The sequence below is a fragment of the Leptospira semungkisensis genome (assembly GCF_004770055.1).
Lineage (GTDB): Bacteria > Spirochaetota > Leptospiria > Leptospirales > Leptospiraceae > Leptospira_B > Leptospira_B semungkisensis.
The window spans coordinates 405,494-418,614 of record NZ_RQEP01000005.1 but is presented as its reverse complement, the minus strand read 5'-3'; the positions used below and the strand labels follow the sequence as shown (position 1 = coordinate 418,614).

Below are 13,121 nucleotides of genomic sequence, written 5' to 3'. Positions count from 1 at the left end.
AGCGTCCAATAAATAGAAGGCTAATGAACTCCTCAGACTTCAGTCAGATAGACCTCAATGCGCTAATGCGACCTAGAAAGGTTTGCGTTTGTAACCAAGTGTCGGAAGAAGATATCGTTTCTTCTATCAGAAGAGGTAACGACACTTTGGGAAAATTAATGAGGGACACATACTGTTGCACCGGCTGCGGCACTTGTAGAAGTAGGGTCACCAAATTGCTTTCTGATACATTGGCTTCCAAGGCCCAATGAAATTCCCTTTTTTATTCGTAAATATGGCAATGACCCTGGACGGAAAAGTCTGTCGTCCGGACGGAAAATGGTATGGGCTTTCTTCCAGAAATGATAAGCGAAGAATGGACGAGATCCGCGCCGAAGCGGATGCATTGATCTTGGGCAAGAACAGCCTTTTGAATGACGACCCGGTGACTCATCTTCGATATGTCGAAGCAGAGAAAGAACCGAGACCTGTTCTTCTTGTCCGAAGTGGAACTCTTCCAGAAGATAGAAAAGTATTCCAATTTTCTAAAGTTCCACCTCTTTTATTCTGCCTAACCAAAAACGAAGAGGAAGTGCGAGCAAATCTTTCCGAACTCGCGGAGATCGTTCCTTTACATGGAGAAGATCTGGAGCCTGACGAGGTCTTAAGCGAGCTTGCTTCTCGGGGTTATAAAAAAGTATTATTGGAAGGAGGACCGAGATTGAACGATTCCTTCTTTCGAAAAGATCTGGTGAATCGTCTTTATCTGACAATTGTTCCTTTCATGATAGGAAAATCGGATCTGCCTTCGATTACCGGAGGTGTCTTCGAGTATTCCGATTTCGATCGAGAGAACTGGAGTCTTGCATCTTGTGAATCTCTCGGGCAGGAAATTTTCTTAGTGTACGATCGAAAAGAAAACTCTCTGTGAAATGAAAGAAACAGATCATTATTTTCATAAATGGATCTCCGCTGGAATTCGAAGTGTTTTGGTGCTCTGTTTTCTTCTTCTGGTGTATTACCAAACCTTTCCTGAAAAACGGATCTTATTCCAAGAGAACAAACTCGTTTATTTACCCGAAAATTTAGAATCTGTCCCTCTCGAAAGAGATTGGGTTCGATTGGACGAACTTCCTGCAGGTAGCTTAGAATACTTGGTAGAAGTGGAGGATTCTAGATTCTATAGACATAGAGGGTATTCTTTAGCAGATATACAATCCGCGATTGGACAGACAGTTCTATTGTTCCGGAAGTTAAGAGGAGCAAGCACGATAGACCAGCAATTGGCGAGAACCTTATTCCTTTCCAGAGACAAGACCTTGACCCGAAAGTTAAAAGAGATCAGAATTGCTCAAAGTTTGGACGAAGAGTTGGGCAAGAAAGGGGTTTTGGAATATTACGTAAATCTTGTATACTGGGGAAGAGGCTTGAATGGAATCTTTAAATCCTCGAACTATTATTTCGGAAAGCCTCCCGGAAATTTGGAATTGAGAGAATTCAAGGCGCTCGTTCAGATTTTAAAAAAACCGGACGCGTATTCAAGAAACGAGGTCCGGTCCTTAGCAGGCCAATATTAATTCGGTAGTCTTTCTATCTTATCTACCAAAGCCCAGATTTGATCCTCAGTAAGTTCTTTCGAAAAAGAAGGCATGGCTTGGTTCTTTCCATCGCGGATGGTCCTAAAAATTCCGGCTCTCATCTTATTCCCCCCAAAGAAGAAGCCCATCTTCATTCCGAATGTCCCGAATTTTCGAGGAGCTGGGTTTAGATTCGGATCGGGGATACCGTTCGTCCCATGACAGGCGGAACATTTTTGGCTCCAATAGGAGTCGGCAAAGGTTTTCATTTCCGGACTCGGAAGAATCGGTTTAGGAACTTCTTCTTTCTTAGTTTGCCCGCTTCCGCAGGTTAGATTGAGAAAAGAGAAAACTAAGATCAGAACGATAGAGAATGATTTCATTCTCCGAGAATCTGCCCTCGGTTTCGGATCGGGAAAACTTTTTTGTCCCGGTTTTTTAAAATTCGGATCTTATCGTTAAAAATGGTTGGACAGGCGAGCTCAGCCGGAAATACTGGCTGTAGATTCTCGGTGATTATAGAGAGAGGGTCACACCCGTTCCCATCCCGAACACGGAAGTTAAGCCTCTCATCGCTGATGGTACTGCATGGTTCGCTGTGTGGGAGAGTAGGACGTTGCCGGGTTTCTAAGCAATCATCAAAGGCCGGAATTCTTCCGGCCTTTTTTATTTCTACCGAACTCTTTAGACGCCTTCCAAAATGGGAGCCTGGGCCAGTTCCTTTGCCTTCCAACTTAATAATTTCTTTCCAAATTCCTGCCGTAATTTCTAAGAAAGATTAGATTTTGCGAATGTACTTACAGTTTATAAAACGGATGAATAGCGAGTGTTCGAAAAAAATGCTCGTTTGAAAGACACCTGAAATTTTTTTCCAAAAAATGCCTTAGTTTTATTTTGTCGGCTTGACGAGTAGGATAGGTGATAGTAGAATTCCGTTCGCTTCCAAATCTAGGAACCCGGGAAGTAAAGTTAGATTGGATGGACGAAAGGTTCTAAGTTAAGGTTCCTGTTAACGTACTATGGCGGTTGATTCCTGACTGTGCTTGGTCGGGAGGAATTCCCCTCCCGACCCACCTTTTTACGTCCCATTGTATATCATCATTTTCAAATATACTCTCATTCCTTATGAACTAAAGCTCACTAAAACGCTTTAGGTAAATATTTTTCCTCAAAACAAATTTCAGGATCGCAAATTCCGAGGATATGCGCATCTTTGCCGCACATATTTCAGTAGGAGCGAACTGAATGTATCGTAGATCGATATATCTTTCCAAATTCATCGTTAGTCTGCTTTTTGCCGGCGCATTAGTTTTTAGCTGGGGGCAGGTCTCTGCAGAATCCCAATGCCAAGGTTTATCCAAAGGCCAGTGCGAATCCGATTCTGATTGCACTTGGGTTTCCGGTTATACGAAACAAGATGGTACAAATGTAAACGCATATTGTCGTGCAAAGCCTGGTAAAGCCTCCGGCGAGAACCATGCGGTCAAAAAGACCAAAAAAGATAAGGAAGAAGATTCCGATGAGCACGAGTCCAAAAAGAAATCCAAGAAGGATAAGGACGAGGACGTAAAGGAATCTAAGAAGGCTAAGAAAGAAAAAGATAAGGACGATGATGACGATTCTAAGAAGAAGTCTAAAAAATCCAAAAAGGATAAAGATGAAGACGACGACAAAGAATCTAAAAAGGAAAAGAAGTCGAAAAAGTCTAAGAAAGACGACGATGACGATTCTAAAAAGTCCAAGAAATCTAAGAAGAAGAAAAAGGACGACTGATCCTTCTATAGTTACTTCTTCTCAAAAAAAAGACCGGAGCAAAACCCCGGTCTTTTTTATTTTACCCGCATTCAAAAAACGTAATTATACGTAATCTTCTAAAGGTAAACAGGAACAAACGAGGTTACGGTCTCCATAGACATTGTCTATTCTTCCTACATAAGGCCAGAACTTATGCTCTTTGGTCCAAGGTGCGGGATACGCAGCTTTTTCTCTTGAGTAGGAATGGTTCCAGGAGTCAGAGATAACCATCGCAGAAGTGTGAGGAGAATTCTTGAGAGGATTATCCTTCGGATCCGCTTTACCTTCTTCGATCTCCTTGATCTCGGAGTGAATGAGGATCATTGCATCGCAGAAACGATCCAATTCTTCTTGGGATTCGGATTCGGTAGGTTCTATCATTAGAGTTCCCGGAACTGGGAAAGACATTGTAGGCGCGTGGAAGCCGTAATCCATCAAACGTTTTGCTACGTCTTCTACTTCGATCCCGGAATTCTTTTTGAAAGGACGAACATCTAAGATACATTCGTGAGCTACGAATCCGTTCTTTCCTTTATATAAAACCGGGAAGTAGTTCTCCAATCGTTTTGCGATATAGTTCGCGTTCAGAATGGCAGCCTTTGTTGATTGTTCCAAGCCTTCTGTTCCTAAGAGAGCTATATAGACCCAAGAGATCAGAAGAATGCTCGCGCTTCCCCAAGGAGCTGCGGAAACAGCACTATGCTCATTACCTGTTCCGTTATCTACCAAAGGGTGTCCAGGTAGGAAAGGCTTCAGATGTTCAGCGACTCCGATCGGTCCGACTCCAGGTCCTCCTCCTCCGTGAGGAATGCAGAATGTTTTATGAAGATTGAGATGGCAAACATCCGCTCCGATAGAGGCAGGTCTTGTAATTCCAACCTGAGCGTTCATGTTCGCTCCATCCATATAAACCTGGCCTCCGTTCTCATGAACGATTGCACAGATTTCCTTTATGGATTCTTCATATACTCCGTGGGTAGAAGGGTAGGTAACCATCAATGCAGCTAAGTCTTTAGAATGCTCTTTTGCCTTGGCTTTGAGATCGTCCAAGTCCACATTCCCTTCGCTATCGCAAGCAACTACAACTACCTTGAATCCTACCATTGCAGCGGACGCCGGATTGGTTCCATGAGCCGAGATAGGGATCAGACAAATATTTCTATCAGCTTCTCCTCTACTAATATGGTAGTTTCGGATGGCAAGAAGCCCCGCATATTCCCCTTGAGAACCTGCGTTCGGTTGAAGAGAAATTCCTGGGAATCCGGTAACCTGAGAAAGCCAAGACTCTAATTGTTGGAAAACGATTCTGTATCCTTCGGTTTGATCTACAGGTGCGAATGGGTGAATATTGGAAAATTCAGGCCAAGTAACCGGGAACATTTCGACGGTCGCATTCAGCTTCATTGTGCAGGACCCAAGAGGGATCATAGAAGTGGTAAGAGAAAGATCTCTAGATTCCAATTTTCTAATATATCGCAACATCTTGGTTTCTGTATGATGAGAATTGAAGACTGGATGAGTTAAATATTCTGAAGTTCTTAGGAATTCGTTCGGAATAGATACTGCCTCTACGGATAAATCGATCTTGGCTGATCCGAAAACAGAAAGAATATCTTCGAGATCGGATACTTCGACAGTTTCGTCCAAGGCAATGGAAACTCTTTCTTTGTCCAAGACTTTGAAGTTGATCCCTTTCAGAGCGGCTGCATCGATCGTATTCTTTGCTTTTGCTCCCAGATTTAAGACTAGAGTATCAAAATACGTTTTGTTCTCTACCTGCACTCCTAGTTTTTCCAAGTTCTTTGCGAGAACTTCGGTCAATCTATGGATTCTAAGAGCGATCTCCTTTAATCCTTTGGGACCGTGATATACAGCGTACATGGAAGAAAGCACTGCAAGTAGGACCTGAGCTGTGCAAATATTAGAAGTAGCCTTGTCTCTACGAATATGCTGTTCTCTGGTTTGCAAAGAGAGTCTAAGTCCCGGATTGCCTTGGCTATCTTTAGAAACTCCTACGAGTCTGCCTGGCATGTTTCTTTTGAATTCATCTTTGGTAGCAAAGTAACCTGCGTGAGGTCCGCCGAATCCATAAGGAAGTCCGAATCTTTGAGAACTTCCCACTGCTACGTCCGCTCCGAATTCTCCTGGAGCTTTTAATACGGTAAGAGCAAGCAAGTCCGCGGCACAGATTGTAACGGCTCCTAGGTTATGAGCTAATTGGAAGAAGGACTCGTAATTATAAACACTACCTTCCGTTCCTGGATATTGAACTAAGACCGCAAAATAGTCTTCGTTCAATTCCGCTTTGAGATGGCTTCCTACTTTTACTTCTATTCCAAGAGGAAGAGCTCTAGTGCGAACCACGTCTATGGTTTGCGGATGACAGAGTTCGGAGATAAAGAGTAGCTTTGAAGTTTCATTCTTGCGAACTCCGAATGCGAGAAACACTGCTTCTGCAGCTGCAGTTGCTTCATCCAAAAGAGAAGCATTGGAGATTTCCAGACCAGTCAGATCCATGATCATGGTTTGGAAATTCAGAAGTGCCTCTAATCTTCCTTGGGAAATTTCGGCCTGATACGGAGTGTATGCAGTATACCAACCCGGATTCTCTAAAATATTTCTTTGGATCACACCAGGCAGAACGCTGGCTTGGTATCCTGTTCCGATATAAGATCTGAATAGCTTGTTCTTAGACGCGATCTTCTTTAAATCTTGCAGGATCCTTCTTTCTGTAGAAGCTTTAGGAAGATCTAAAGGTTGGCTGAGACGGATCCCTTCCGGAACGGATTTAGATACTAATTCGTCTAGACTAGAAAGACCAAGAACAGAGAGCATGTCCTGGATTTGATCCGGATCCGGCCCAATATGGCGGCGCGGAAAAGTATCTAAAGGATCGAGTGTATTCTTCATTTCATTCTGTTTGCCGGGTTCTTTCCAGGTAGCTGTGCTCATTCTATTTTCCTAATCCAATTTGCTGACAAGCTCTCTATAGGATTCTGGATCCAATAGCTTCTCGGCTTGTGCTTTATCTATTCCTTTGACTCGGATCATCCAGGCTCCGAACGGATCCGAATTCACTTCGGCAGGATTTTTAGCAAGGTTTGCGTTTACTTCGACGACTTCTCCGCTAATGGGAGCATAAAGATCCTCTGCGGCCTTTACGGATTCGATTGTTCCGAATGTATCGAATTGTTTAATGGTCTTACCAACTTTCGGAAGATCCACGAATACGATATCTCCCAATGCTCCTTGGGCATAGTCCGAAATACCGATTAAAGCCGTATCGCCTTCCACTTTTACCCACTCGTGTTTTTCAGTGAAACGATATCCTGGAGGTGCGTTAGTTACTGCCATTTGTAGATCCTTATATTAATTTTTCCGAATGCTTCCCGGAATAAATGATTTCGTGAATACGATCGCCGATTTTGCCTGCCCTCGGATTTCAATCTGTATGGATTCTCCATGATTGATCTTTTTGCAGTCGATCAGTGCAAGGCCTATTCCTTTCTTTAGGCTGGGAGAAAAAGTGCCGGAAGTGGTGATCCCAATATTCTTTCCTTGGGAATCCAGAACAGGCATATTCTCTCTGGGAACTCCTGCTTCTTGTAGTTCGAAGCCAACGATTCTTTGCTCGGTTCCTTCTTTCTTCTCTTGGATGATCTTGTCGTAATGAGGGTAGGTTACCGTTTTTTCTTTTACGATCCAGCCGATCCCGGACTGAACGGGGCTGCGTGTATCATCTAATTCATGTCCGTAGAGAGGATATTTTGCTTCGATCCTAAGTGTATCTCTCGCTCCAAGACCTACCGGAAGGAGTCCTTTCTCTTTTCCGTGTTCCAGAAGTTCTTTCCAGAGTTTGACTCCGGTTACGTTGGAACTATAGATCTCGAATCCGTCTTCTCCCGTATAACCGGTTCTGGAAAGAATGACCTCTTCTCCATTAAAAGGAAATAGTATAAATTTATAATATCCGATCTTGCTTAGGTCGGACTTAAGATAAGAAGAAAGTATCTCGTCTGCCTTAGGTCCTTGGATTGCGATCTGATGCCAATTCGCACTTTGGTTCTCTAACTTTGCGCCAGACTTAGGAAAAATAGGTTTTAGATATTCGTAAACGGCATCCACATTGGAAGCGTTTGCACAGATCATATATTTTTGATCATTGAATCGATAGAGAGTGATATCATCCACGAGTCCGCCGTTCCGGTTGATGATCGCATTGTATTGCACCTGCCCATCGGTAAGAGAAGAAACGGAATTACAAGTAACGGATTCCAGAAAATCTAAAATGATCTTTGGATCTCCTTCTATAAAGATCTCACCCATGTGAGAAACATCGAACAATCCAGCTGCTTCTCTTGTCGCAGTATGCTCTGCGATAATGCCTGAGTATTGCACAGGCATGTCCCAGCCTCCGAAGGGGATCATTTTGGCACCTAGAGATTTATGAACCTCATAGAGAGGGGTTGTTTTCGATTGGGACATAAGGGTTTGGGGCCATCATTTCACCTCGGTCCTTAAGGAAAAACATTTTTAGGCCCTTATCTTTCGGATTTGCTTATAGAAAATTAGAATTGTTCTAGCTCCTCCTATCGCTAGGTGACTATATTTATCCCGATCCGATCACTGACGAAATTTGGGCGGTTTATGAAGAATATAATTCGTTTGTAAGACCCACCTGTTATTCTTCCATTTACTCGAAACTTCTTGCAGTGAATGGCTTTGTCTGATAGCAAGTAGGGCCGATCCAATTTAAAAGAATTCCCGGAGGGGGAATGAACCCGAAAATAGTGAAGAATATACAACCGCTTTTGATATCCGCCTGTTTGATCCTATTAGGGATCTCTTGTGGAAGTACCGCCGAATATAAAATCGCATACAAAAAACCCGAGATCACATCCAAGACTAGAGGCTTAGTTGCTGGAGTCGCGAAAGTCGATCTTACTCCACCACCAGGCCTCCCTTTGGCAGGATACTCTAAACTTGCCGAAACAGAGCAAGGGTTTCGTACACGCATCTATGCTAGGATCTTCTATATTAAAAAAGATGCAAATGAACCTGTTGTATTGATCCAAAGCGATCTGCTCTCCGGTTCTTTGCTGATCCATCATTTGCTCGCGGAACGTTTGGCAGGAAATACTGATATTTCTTTCGGTGGGATTGTATTTGCAGGAACTCATACTCATTCGGCTCCTGCAAATTTCTATGATAACGATTTCTATAATGAATTCGCTTCGAATAAACCTGGCTTCGATAAAGCATGGACCGAGTTCGTATTGAACCGTCTTACTATGGGTGTCGAAGAAGCGTATAAGACAGCAAGACCCGCTAAGATTGCCTCCGGCAAGGCGATCGTTTGGGGGCTTACCCGAAACCGTTCCTTGGACGCATATAGAGCGAATAAAAACTCAGGCTTCTCCGATCTAAAACCTGAAATCGAATATAGAGCGATCAATCCTGAGTTGGTTATGATCCGAGTGGATGCTCAAGATAAGGATGGAAGATTTAAACCTCTCGGAGCCTTCTCCACTTTTTCAGTGCATGGAACTACCGTGCCTGATTCTACGGAAGTTACGAATGCAGACGTGTTTGCGTATCCGGAAAGAATTGTAGAGGCAAAGATCCGCAAGGATTACAAGCCTAGTTGGGAACCGATTCACGCCCTCAACAATTCCACTCATGGAGATAACTCACCCGATTATAGAGAAGGAATGCAAGGTTTCATCGAATCCAGAAGAATAGGAGAAGCTATCGGCTATCGCGCGGCAGAACTTTTCGATTCATTGCATTCTTCTTTGAGTGGAGACGCTAATCTTTCTTTCAATACGAAAGAAGTAGATCTTTACGAGAGCAATAAAATGGGAGATGCAGAAGTTTGCGATCGTCCTTATGTGGGAACTGCTTTGACTGGAGGAGCAGAAGATGGACAAACTCCTATCTTGAATTGGTTTCCTTTCTTTGCAGAAGGTTGGCCTAGATGGTTTTTAACCGGAGGTTGCCAAGGCCACAAGAGAATTGTAGGATTCAAATATCTTCAGCCGATCGTATTGCCTAAGGCAAAATTCCCTCATAAGTTACTTCTTCAATCCGTAAGAGTTGCTGATACATTGCTCTTGCCGGTGCCTTTCGAAGTCACGAAGGAATCCGGAAAGAGATTCATAGAAGCTGCACTTCAATCAGGAGCTTCTTCTGTGAAACATGCATCCGTGATCAGTTGTGCAAACGGATATTTCGGATATGTAACCACTCCAGAAGAATATACGCGCCAGCACTATGAAGGTGGTCACACTTTATACGGACCAGGCACACAACCATTCTTACAGGCTCATTTAGTGGACCTGACTAAGAATCTTCCTGCTGTGGGAGGAAAAGAATCTTTTCCTGCTTCTTGGAATTATGAGTTGGATCGATCGGATCGTTATCCGGAAGCAAAGTCTGCCGAAGGGAAAAGAGAAGTTGTGGATAAACCGGAGCTCATTCCCGCCGAATCCAATCTGGAAAAATACTGGGTATTCAAATATAAGGACGTAGGAACTTCTCAAATTTCTTTGCATGAAAACTTAGTCTCCATCGAATTCAAAGAAGAAGCTGGAGATTGGAAAGAATTGTTCCTAGATGGAGAGGCAGTGAACGATAAAGGAGTGGATCTTGAAGTAAAAAGAGATTCTAACTCCGGCAAAGGAATGGCGGTTTATGAGATCCGTTGGTACAATCCGGAGCATAATGCCAAACGCAAATATAGATTTGTGATCCAGCCTCGCGCCAACCAACCTAAATTCGTTTCTCCCGAGTTTTGATCGGTTCTTAATTCTCTTCCAAACTCTTTTTAGTTGACAGAGAGTTTGGAAGAGAGATATTCAAAGGAGTTGTCGAAAGCACTTTTCGACGATTCCTATTGATACGATAACGATCTTTCGCCTATCGTCCCACCTCAGTTCGTCTTGCATTCACCGTATCGGCCCAAGACAAAAATCCATACCAAACTAAGAACGGCTCTTCTATGTTTTGTAGAAGAGCCATATTTATTTAAGGAGAATCCTAGTGAATACGCTAAACCAAAACTTCAGATCTTTGAAACGATTTTTATCCGTCATTTTGTTCTTGGGAATAAGTTACTCAGCCCAGGCTCAGACTTTGACCTACGGCCCAGTGATCTCTCTTGAGCAAGCGAAGAAAGTATTAGCCGCTGCGGAAGCCGAGGCCAAGAAGAATCAATGGCTCATGACGATCGCCATCGTGGACTCCGGAGGAAATCTGGTCCTTTTGCAAAGAATGGATAACGCGAATATCGGAACAGTAGAGATTGCGAGAGGAAAGGCTGCTACTGCAAATAATTTCAAGAGACCTACCAGATCTATGGAAGAAGCGGTGGAGAAGGGTGGGATCGGCCTTAGACTTTTAGCAGTTCCGGGAGTATTTCCATTAGAAGGGGGAGAATTGATCGTGCTCGACGGTAAGATCATCGGAGCGATCGGAGTTTCGGGCGCTCAGTCTTTTCAGGATGGGCAGGTCGCAAAAGCAGGAGTTGCCGCTCTAATCGCAAAATAAGCCGGACGAAGGCGACTTTTTCCCTTTGCGAGAAAGTTCTGTCCCGAACTCTATCCCTATGGATTGGAAAATCTCTAGGTTTAAGGCGGGACAGCCTCGCAGATGGGAGTTCCTACTTCCTCCAGGAAGCGCCAAAGAAACGGAATCTCTTTTGAGATCCATCCTTTCCGAACCATTCTTGCCTAGGACTCATGTTCCCGAGTTCAAGGTCTTTCCTGAAAAATTCATATTAGAAAAAACGAATTTTCGTCAGGCTTTAGAAGTCTTGGCTAGGATTCCCTGGGTTCGCGATTTTCGTCTCAATCTCGGAAAATTTTATTTAGATGGTGAATTTTCCTTCGAAGATTTGCTCGAACAGATCAGGGCTTCTAAACTTCTTCCGAAAAATTGGGAAGTCCGCTTTCATCCTCAGATTCGAGGAAGAGCCGAGACTTCTCGAGAAGATCTGCAATCTCTCTGGGAAGATTTGTATTCGACAACTTCTTCAGAAGACGGGATGCAAACTGAATTGAACGCACTTGCTATAGGAGAAGATCTTATTCTTTCCTTAAGTCTTGCAGGAGAACCTTTGTTCAAGAGAGGAAATTTTTCTCCTCTCTCTAAGTCGGCTCCTATGAGAGAAGACAGTGCTTCCTTTCTTCTTTCTCTCTTGGAGAAGAAGAGTCCAAATCCGGATGCGGTCTTTGTGCCCTTTGCAGGCTCCGGCACATTTATTTGGGAATCGGTTGCTCTACTGAACGGCCTCAGTTTTCCACACTACGACAGAAGATACTTATTCCAAGACCTCGAAGAATTTCCCGCCCCTACTTGGGAATTTTTGAAGAAGAGACTTACCGAAAGTAGATCCGATTTAAATCTGAGAATCTGGTGGAATGATTCAGAAGAGGATGTTTGCTCTTATCTAGAAGAAAGAAGCACTCAATATCAGAAATTTATAAAGTCTCTGGGAACAGGAACCAAACTAATGATGAGCGGAGAACTTGGTGACTTTTTCTCTTTATCTCCTAAGGAAGTTTGGAATTCTATGGGAAGTCCCGGCAAAATTTGGATGCCTTTCAATCCTCCATACGGTCTCCGGATAAAGAACGGATCGAATGCAGGTCTATACAGACATATCGCCGAAAAATTAAAGGAATGGTGGGCACTCTCTTCAGATATCTCAGGCTTTATTCTTTGTCCTGACGAAGAATCTTGGTCTTCTTTCCAAAAAGGGATCGGAAATAAATTGGAGACCATCCATATCACTCACGGCGGGATTGATCTTCGAGTGATTTATTTTTAACTACAATCTAATCCGATTTCTCGGATCGTTTCAGAATTCCTGCCAAGCTTGCCGGAAAAGATTTCTGAACTTGTATTTTTTTCGGTGACAAATTCATTCTATCCATTCATGTATTTCCAATTCAAAACGGGAGTTTAACGGATTATTATTATGAATCGTATCGTTTGGTTATTAGTCGTTTGTATTTTTGCTACAGGCTCTTTATCTGCGAAAGTAAAAACCCAGGTTGTAGATTATAAACAAGGTGATACTGCGTTAGAAGGTTTTGTTGCCTATCCGGAAGGAGCAAAAAACGCACCTGGTATCATTCTTGTTCATGATTGGATGGGTCTCGGAGAAAATACTAAGATGAGAGCAGAGCAATTGGCTGCACTCGGATATGTAGCTTTTGCGGCTGATATCTACGGAAAAGGCAACCGTCCTAAAAGTATGCAAGAAGCTTCCAAGTTGGCAGGAACCTTTCGAGAAGGAGATCGTAAATTATTAAGAGCGAGAGCGCAGGCTGCGTTAGACGCATTGAAATCTCAAAAAGGCGTGGACCAAGAAAATCTTGCCGTTTTAGGATACTGCTTTGGCGGAACAACAGCATTAGAACTCGCAAGAAGCGGAGCACCTTTGAAGGGAACCATTAGTTTTCATGGAGGACTCTCTGCTTATACGCCTGACGACGCAAAGAATATTAAAGGAAAGGTCTTGGCTCTTCACGGCGCGGATGATCCTTTCGTTAAGGCTGACGAAGTCGCAGGCTTTCAAGAGGAAATGAGAAAGGCCGGAGTAGACTGGCAATTCGTTTCTTATGGAGGAGCAGTCCATTCCTTCACAATCAAGGAAGCGGGAAATGATAACTCTAAAGGCGCTGCATACAATGAAAAGGCAGACAAACGTTCTTGGGCTGAGCTGAAGAATTTCCTAAAAGAGATCTTCCCTAAATAAATTATAAC

12 protein-coding genes and 1 rRNA gene are annotated in these 13,121 nt (G+C 43.4%); 9 read left to right on the top strand and 4 right to left on the bottom strand.

Going from position 1 to position 13,121, the window contains the following annotated elements:
* The first annotated feature begins 23 nt into the window (after positions 1 to 23).
* From EHO59_RS02045 to EHO59_RS02035, 3 genes are read left to right on the top strand one after another with little or no spacing between them, the layout of a single operon-like run.
* Positions 24 to 251 (top strand): (2Fe-2S)-binding protein, encoded by a 228-nt coding sequence (locus tag EHO59_RS02045; RefSeq protein ID WP_135584261.1) that lies wholly within the window; start codon positions 24 to 26, stop codon positions 249 to 251.
* Positions 248 to 910: a RibD family protein gene (locus EHO59_RS02040; RefSeq protein WP_135584259.1), complete on the top strand. Its 663-nt coding sequence runs from the start codon at positions 248 to 250 to the stop codon at positions 908 to 910. Before EHO59_RS02045 ends, EHO59_RS02040 begins: the two co-directional genes overlap by 4 nt.
* A 1-nt stretch (position 911) precedes the next feature.
* Complete coding sequence (locus EHO59_RS02035; protein WP_135584257.1) at positions 912 to 1,556, top strand: biosynthetic peptidoglycan transglycosylase; 645 nt, start codon at positions 912 to 914, stop codon at positions 1,554 to 1,556.
* On the opposite strand, the gene EHO59_RS02030 is transcribed toward EHO59_RS02035, so the two are convergent.
* Positions 1,553 to 1,939, bottom strand: coding sequence for a c-type cytochrome (locus EHO59_RS02030; RefSeq protein WP_135584255.1), 387 nt, complete (start codon positions 1,937 to 1,939; stop codon positions 1,553 to 1,555). The genes EHO59_RS02035 and EHO59_RS02030 overlap by 4 nt on opposite strands.
* A gap of 125 nt (positions 1,940 to 2,064) precedes the next feature.
* Between EHO59_RS02030 and rrf the strand changes: the two genes are divergently transcribed.
* Positions 2,065 to 2,181 (top strand): 5S ribosomal RNA (rrf, locus tag EHO59_RS02025).
* Positions 2,182 to 2,801: 620 nt separating this feature from the next.
* Complete coding sequence (locus EHO59_RS02020; protein WP_135584253.1) at positions 2,802 to 3,329, top strand: hypothetical protein; 528 nt, start codon at positions 2,802 to 2,804, stop codon at positions 3,327 to 3,329.
* Between the two features lie 84 nt (positions 3,330 to 3,413).
* Here the strand turns inward: EHO59_RS02020 and gcvP are convergent, their stop codons facing one another.
* From gcvP to gcvT, 3 genes are read right to left on the bottom strand one after another with little or no spacing between them, the layout of a single operon-like run.
* Positions 3,414 to 6,302, bottom strand: coding sequence for an aminomethyl-transferring glycine dehydrogenase (gcvP, locus tag EHO59_RS02015; protein WP_135584251.1), 2,889 nt, complete (start codon positions 6,300 to 6,302; stop codon positions 3,414 to 3,416).
* A 9-nt stretch (positions 6,303 to 6,311) separates the two neighbouring features.
* The gene (gene gcvH, locus EHO59_RS02010) at positions 6,312 to 6,704 is read right to left on the bottom strand and encodes a glycine cleavage system protein GcvH (protein WP_135584249.1); all 393 of its coding nucleotides are present in this window, start codon (positions 6,702 to 6,704) and stop codon (positions 6,312 to 6,314) included.
* Positions 6,705 to 6,719: 15 nt separating this feature from the next.
* Entirely contained in the window at positions 6,720 to 7,835 is a 1,116-nt protein-coding gene (gcvT, locus tag EHO59_RS02005) for a glycine cleavage system aminomethyltransferase GcvT (protein WP_135584247.1), read from the bottom strand.
* A gap of 290 nt (positions 7,836 to 8,125) precedes the next feature.
* On the opposite strand from gcvT, the gene EHO59_RS02000 reads away from it, so the two are divergent.
* The 4 genes from EHO59_RS02000 to EHO59_RS01985 all read left to right on the top strand — a co-directional run bounded on the left by EHO59_RS02000 (position 8,126) and on the right by EHO59_RS01985 (position 13,113).
* A complete protein-coding gene (locus tag EHO59_RS02000) occupies positions 8,126 to 10,147 on the top strand; it encodes a neutral/alkaline non-lysosomal ceramidase N-terminal domain-containing protein (protein WP_135584245.1) in 2,022 nt (673 codons plus the stop codon).
* A 295-nt stretch (positions 10,148 to 10,442) separates the two neighbouring features.
* A complete protein-coding gene (locus EHO59_RS01995; RefSeq protein WP_246052707.1) occupies positions 10,443 to 10,898 on the top strand; it encodes a GlcG/HbpS family heme-binding protein in 456 nt (151 codons plus the stop codon).
* Positions 10,899 to 10,956: 58 nt separating this feature from the next.
* Positions 10,957 to 12,180: a hypothetical protein gene (locus tag EHO59_RS01990; RefSeq protein ID WP_135584242.1), complete on the top strand. Its 1,224-nt coding sequence runs from the start codon at positions 10,957 to 10,959 to the stop codon at positions 12,178 to 12,180.
* A gap of 150 nt (positions 12,181 to 12,330) precedes the next feature.
* Positions 12,331 to 13,113, top strand: coding sequence for a dienelactone hydrolase family protein (locus tag EHO59_RS01985; RefSeq protein WP_135584240.1), 783 nt, complete (start codon positions 12,331 to 12,333; stop codon positions 13,111 to 13,113).
* Positions 13,114 to 13,121: the final 8 nt, after the last annotated feature.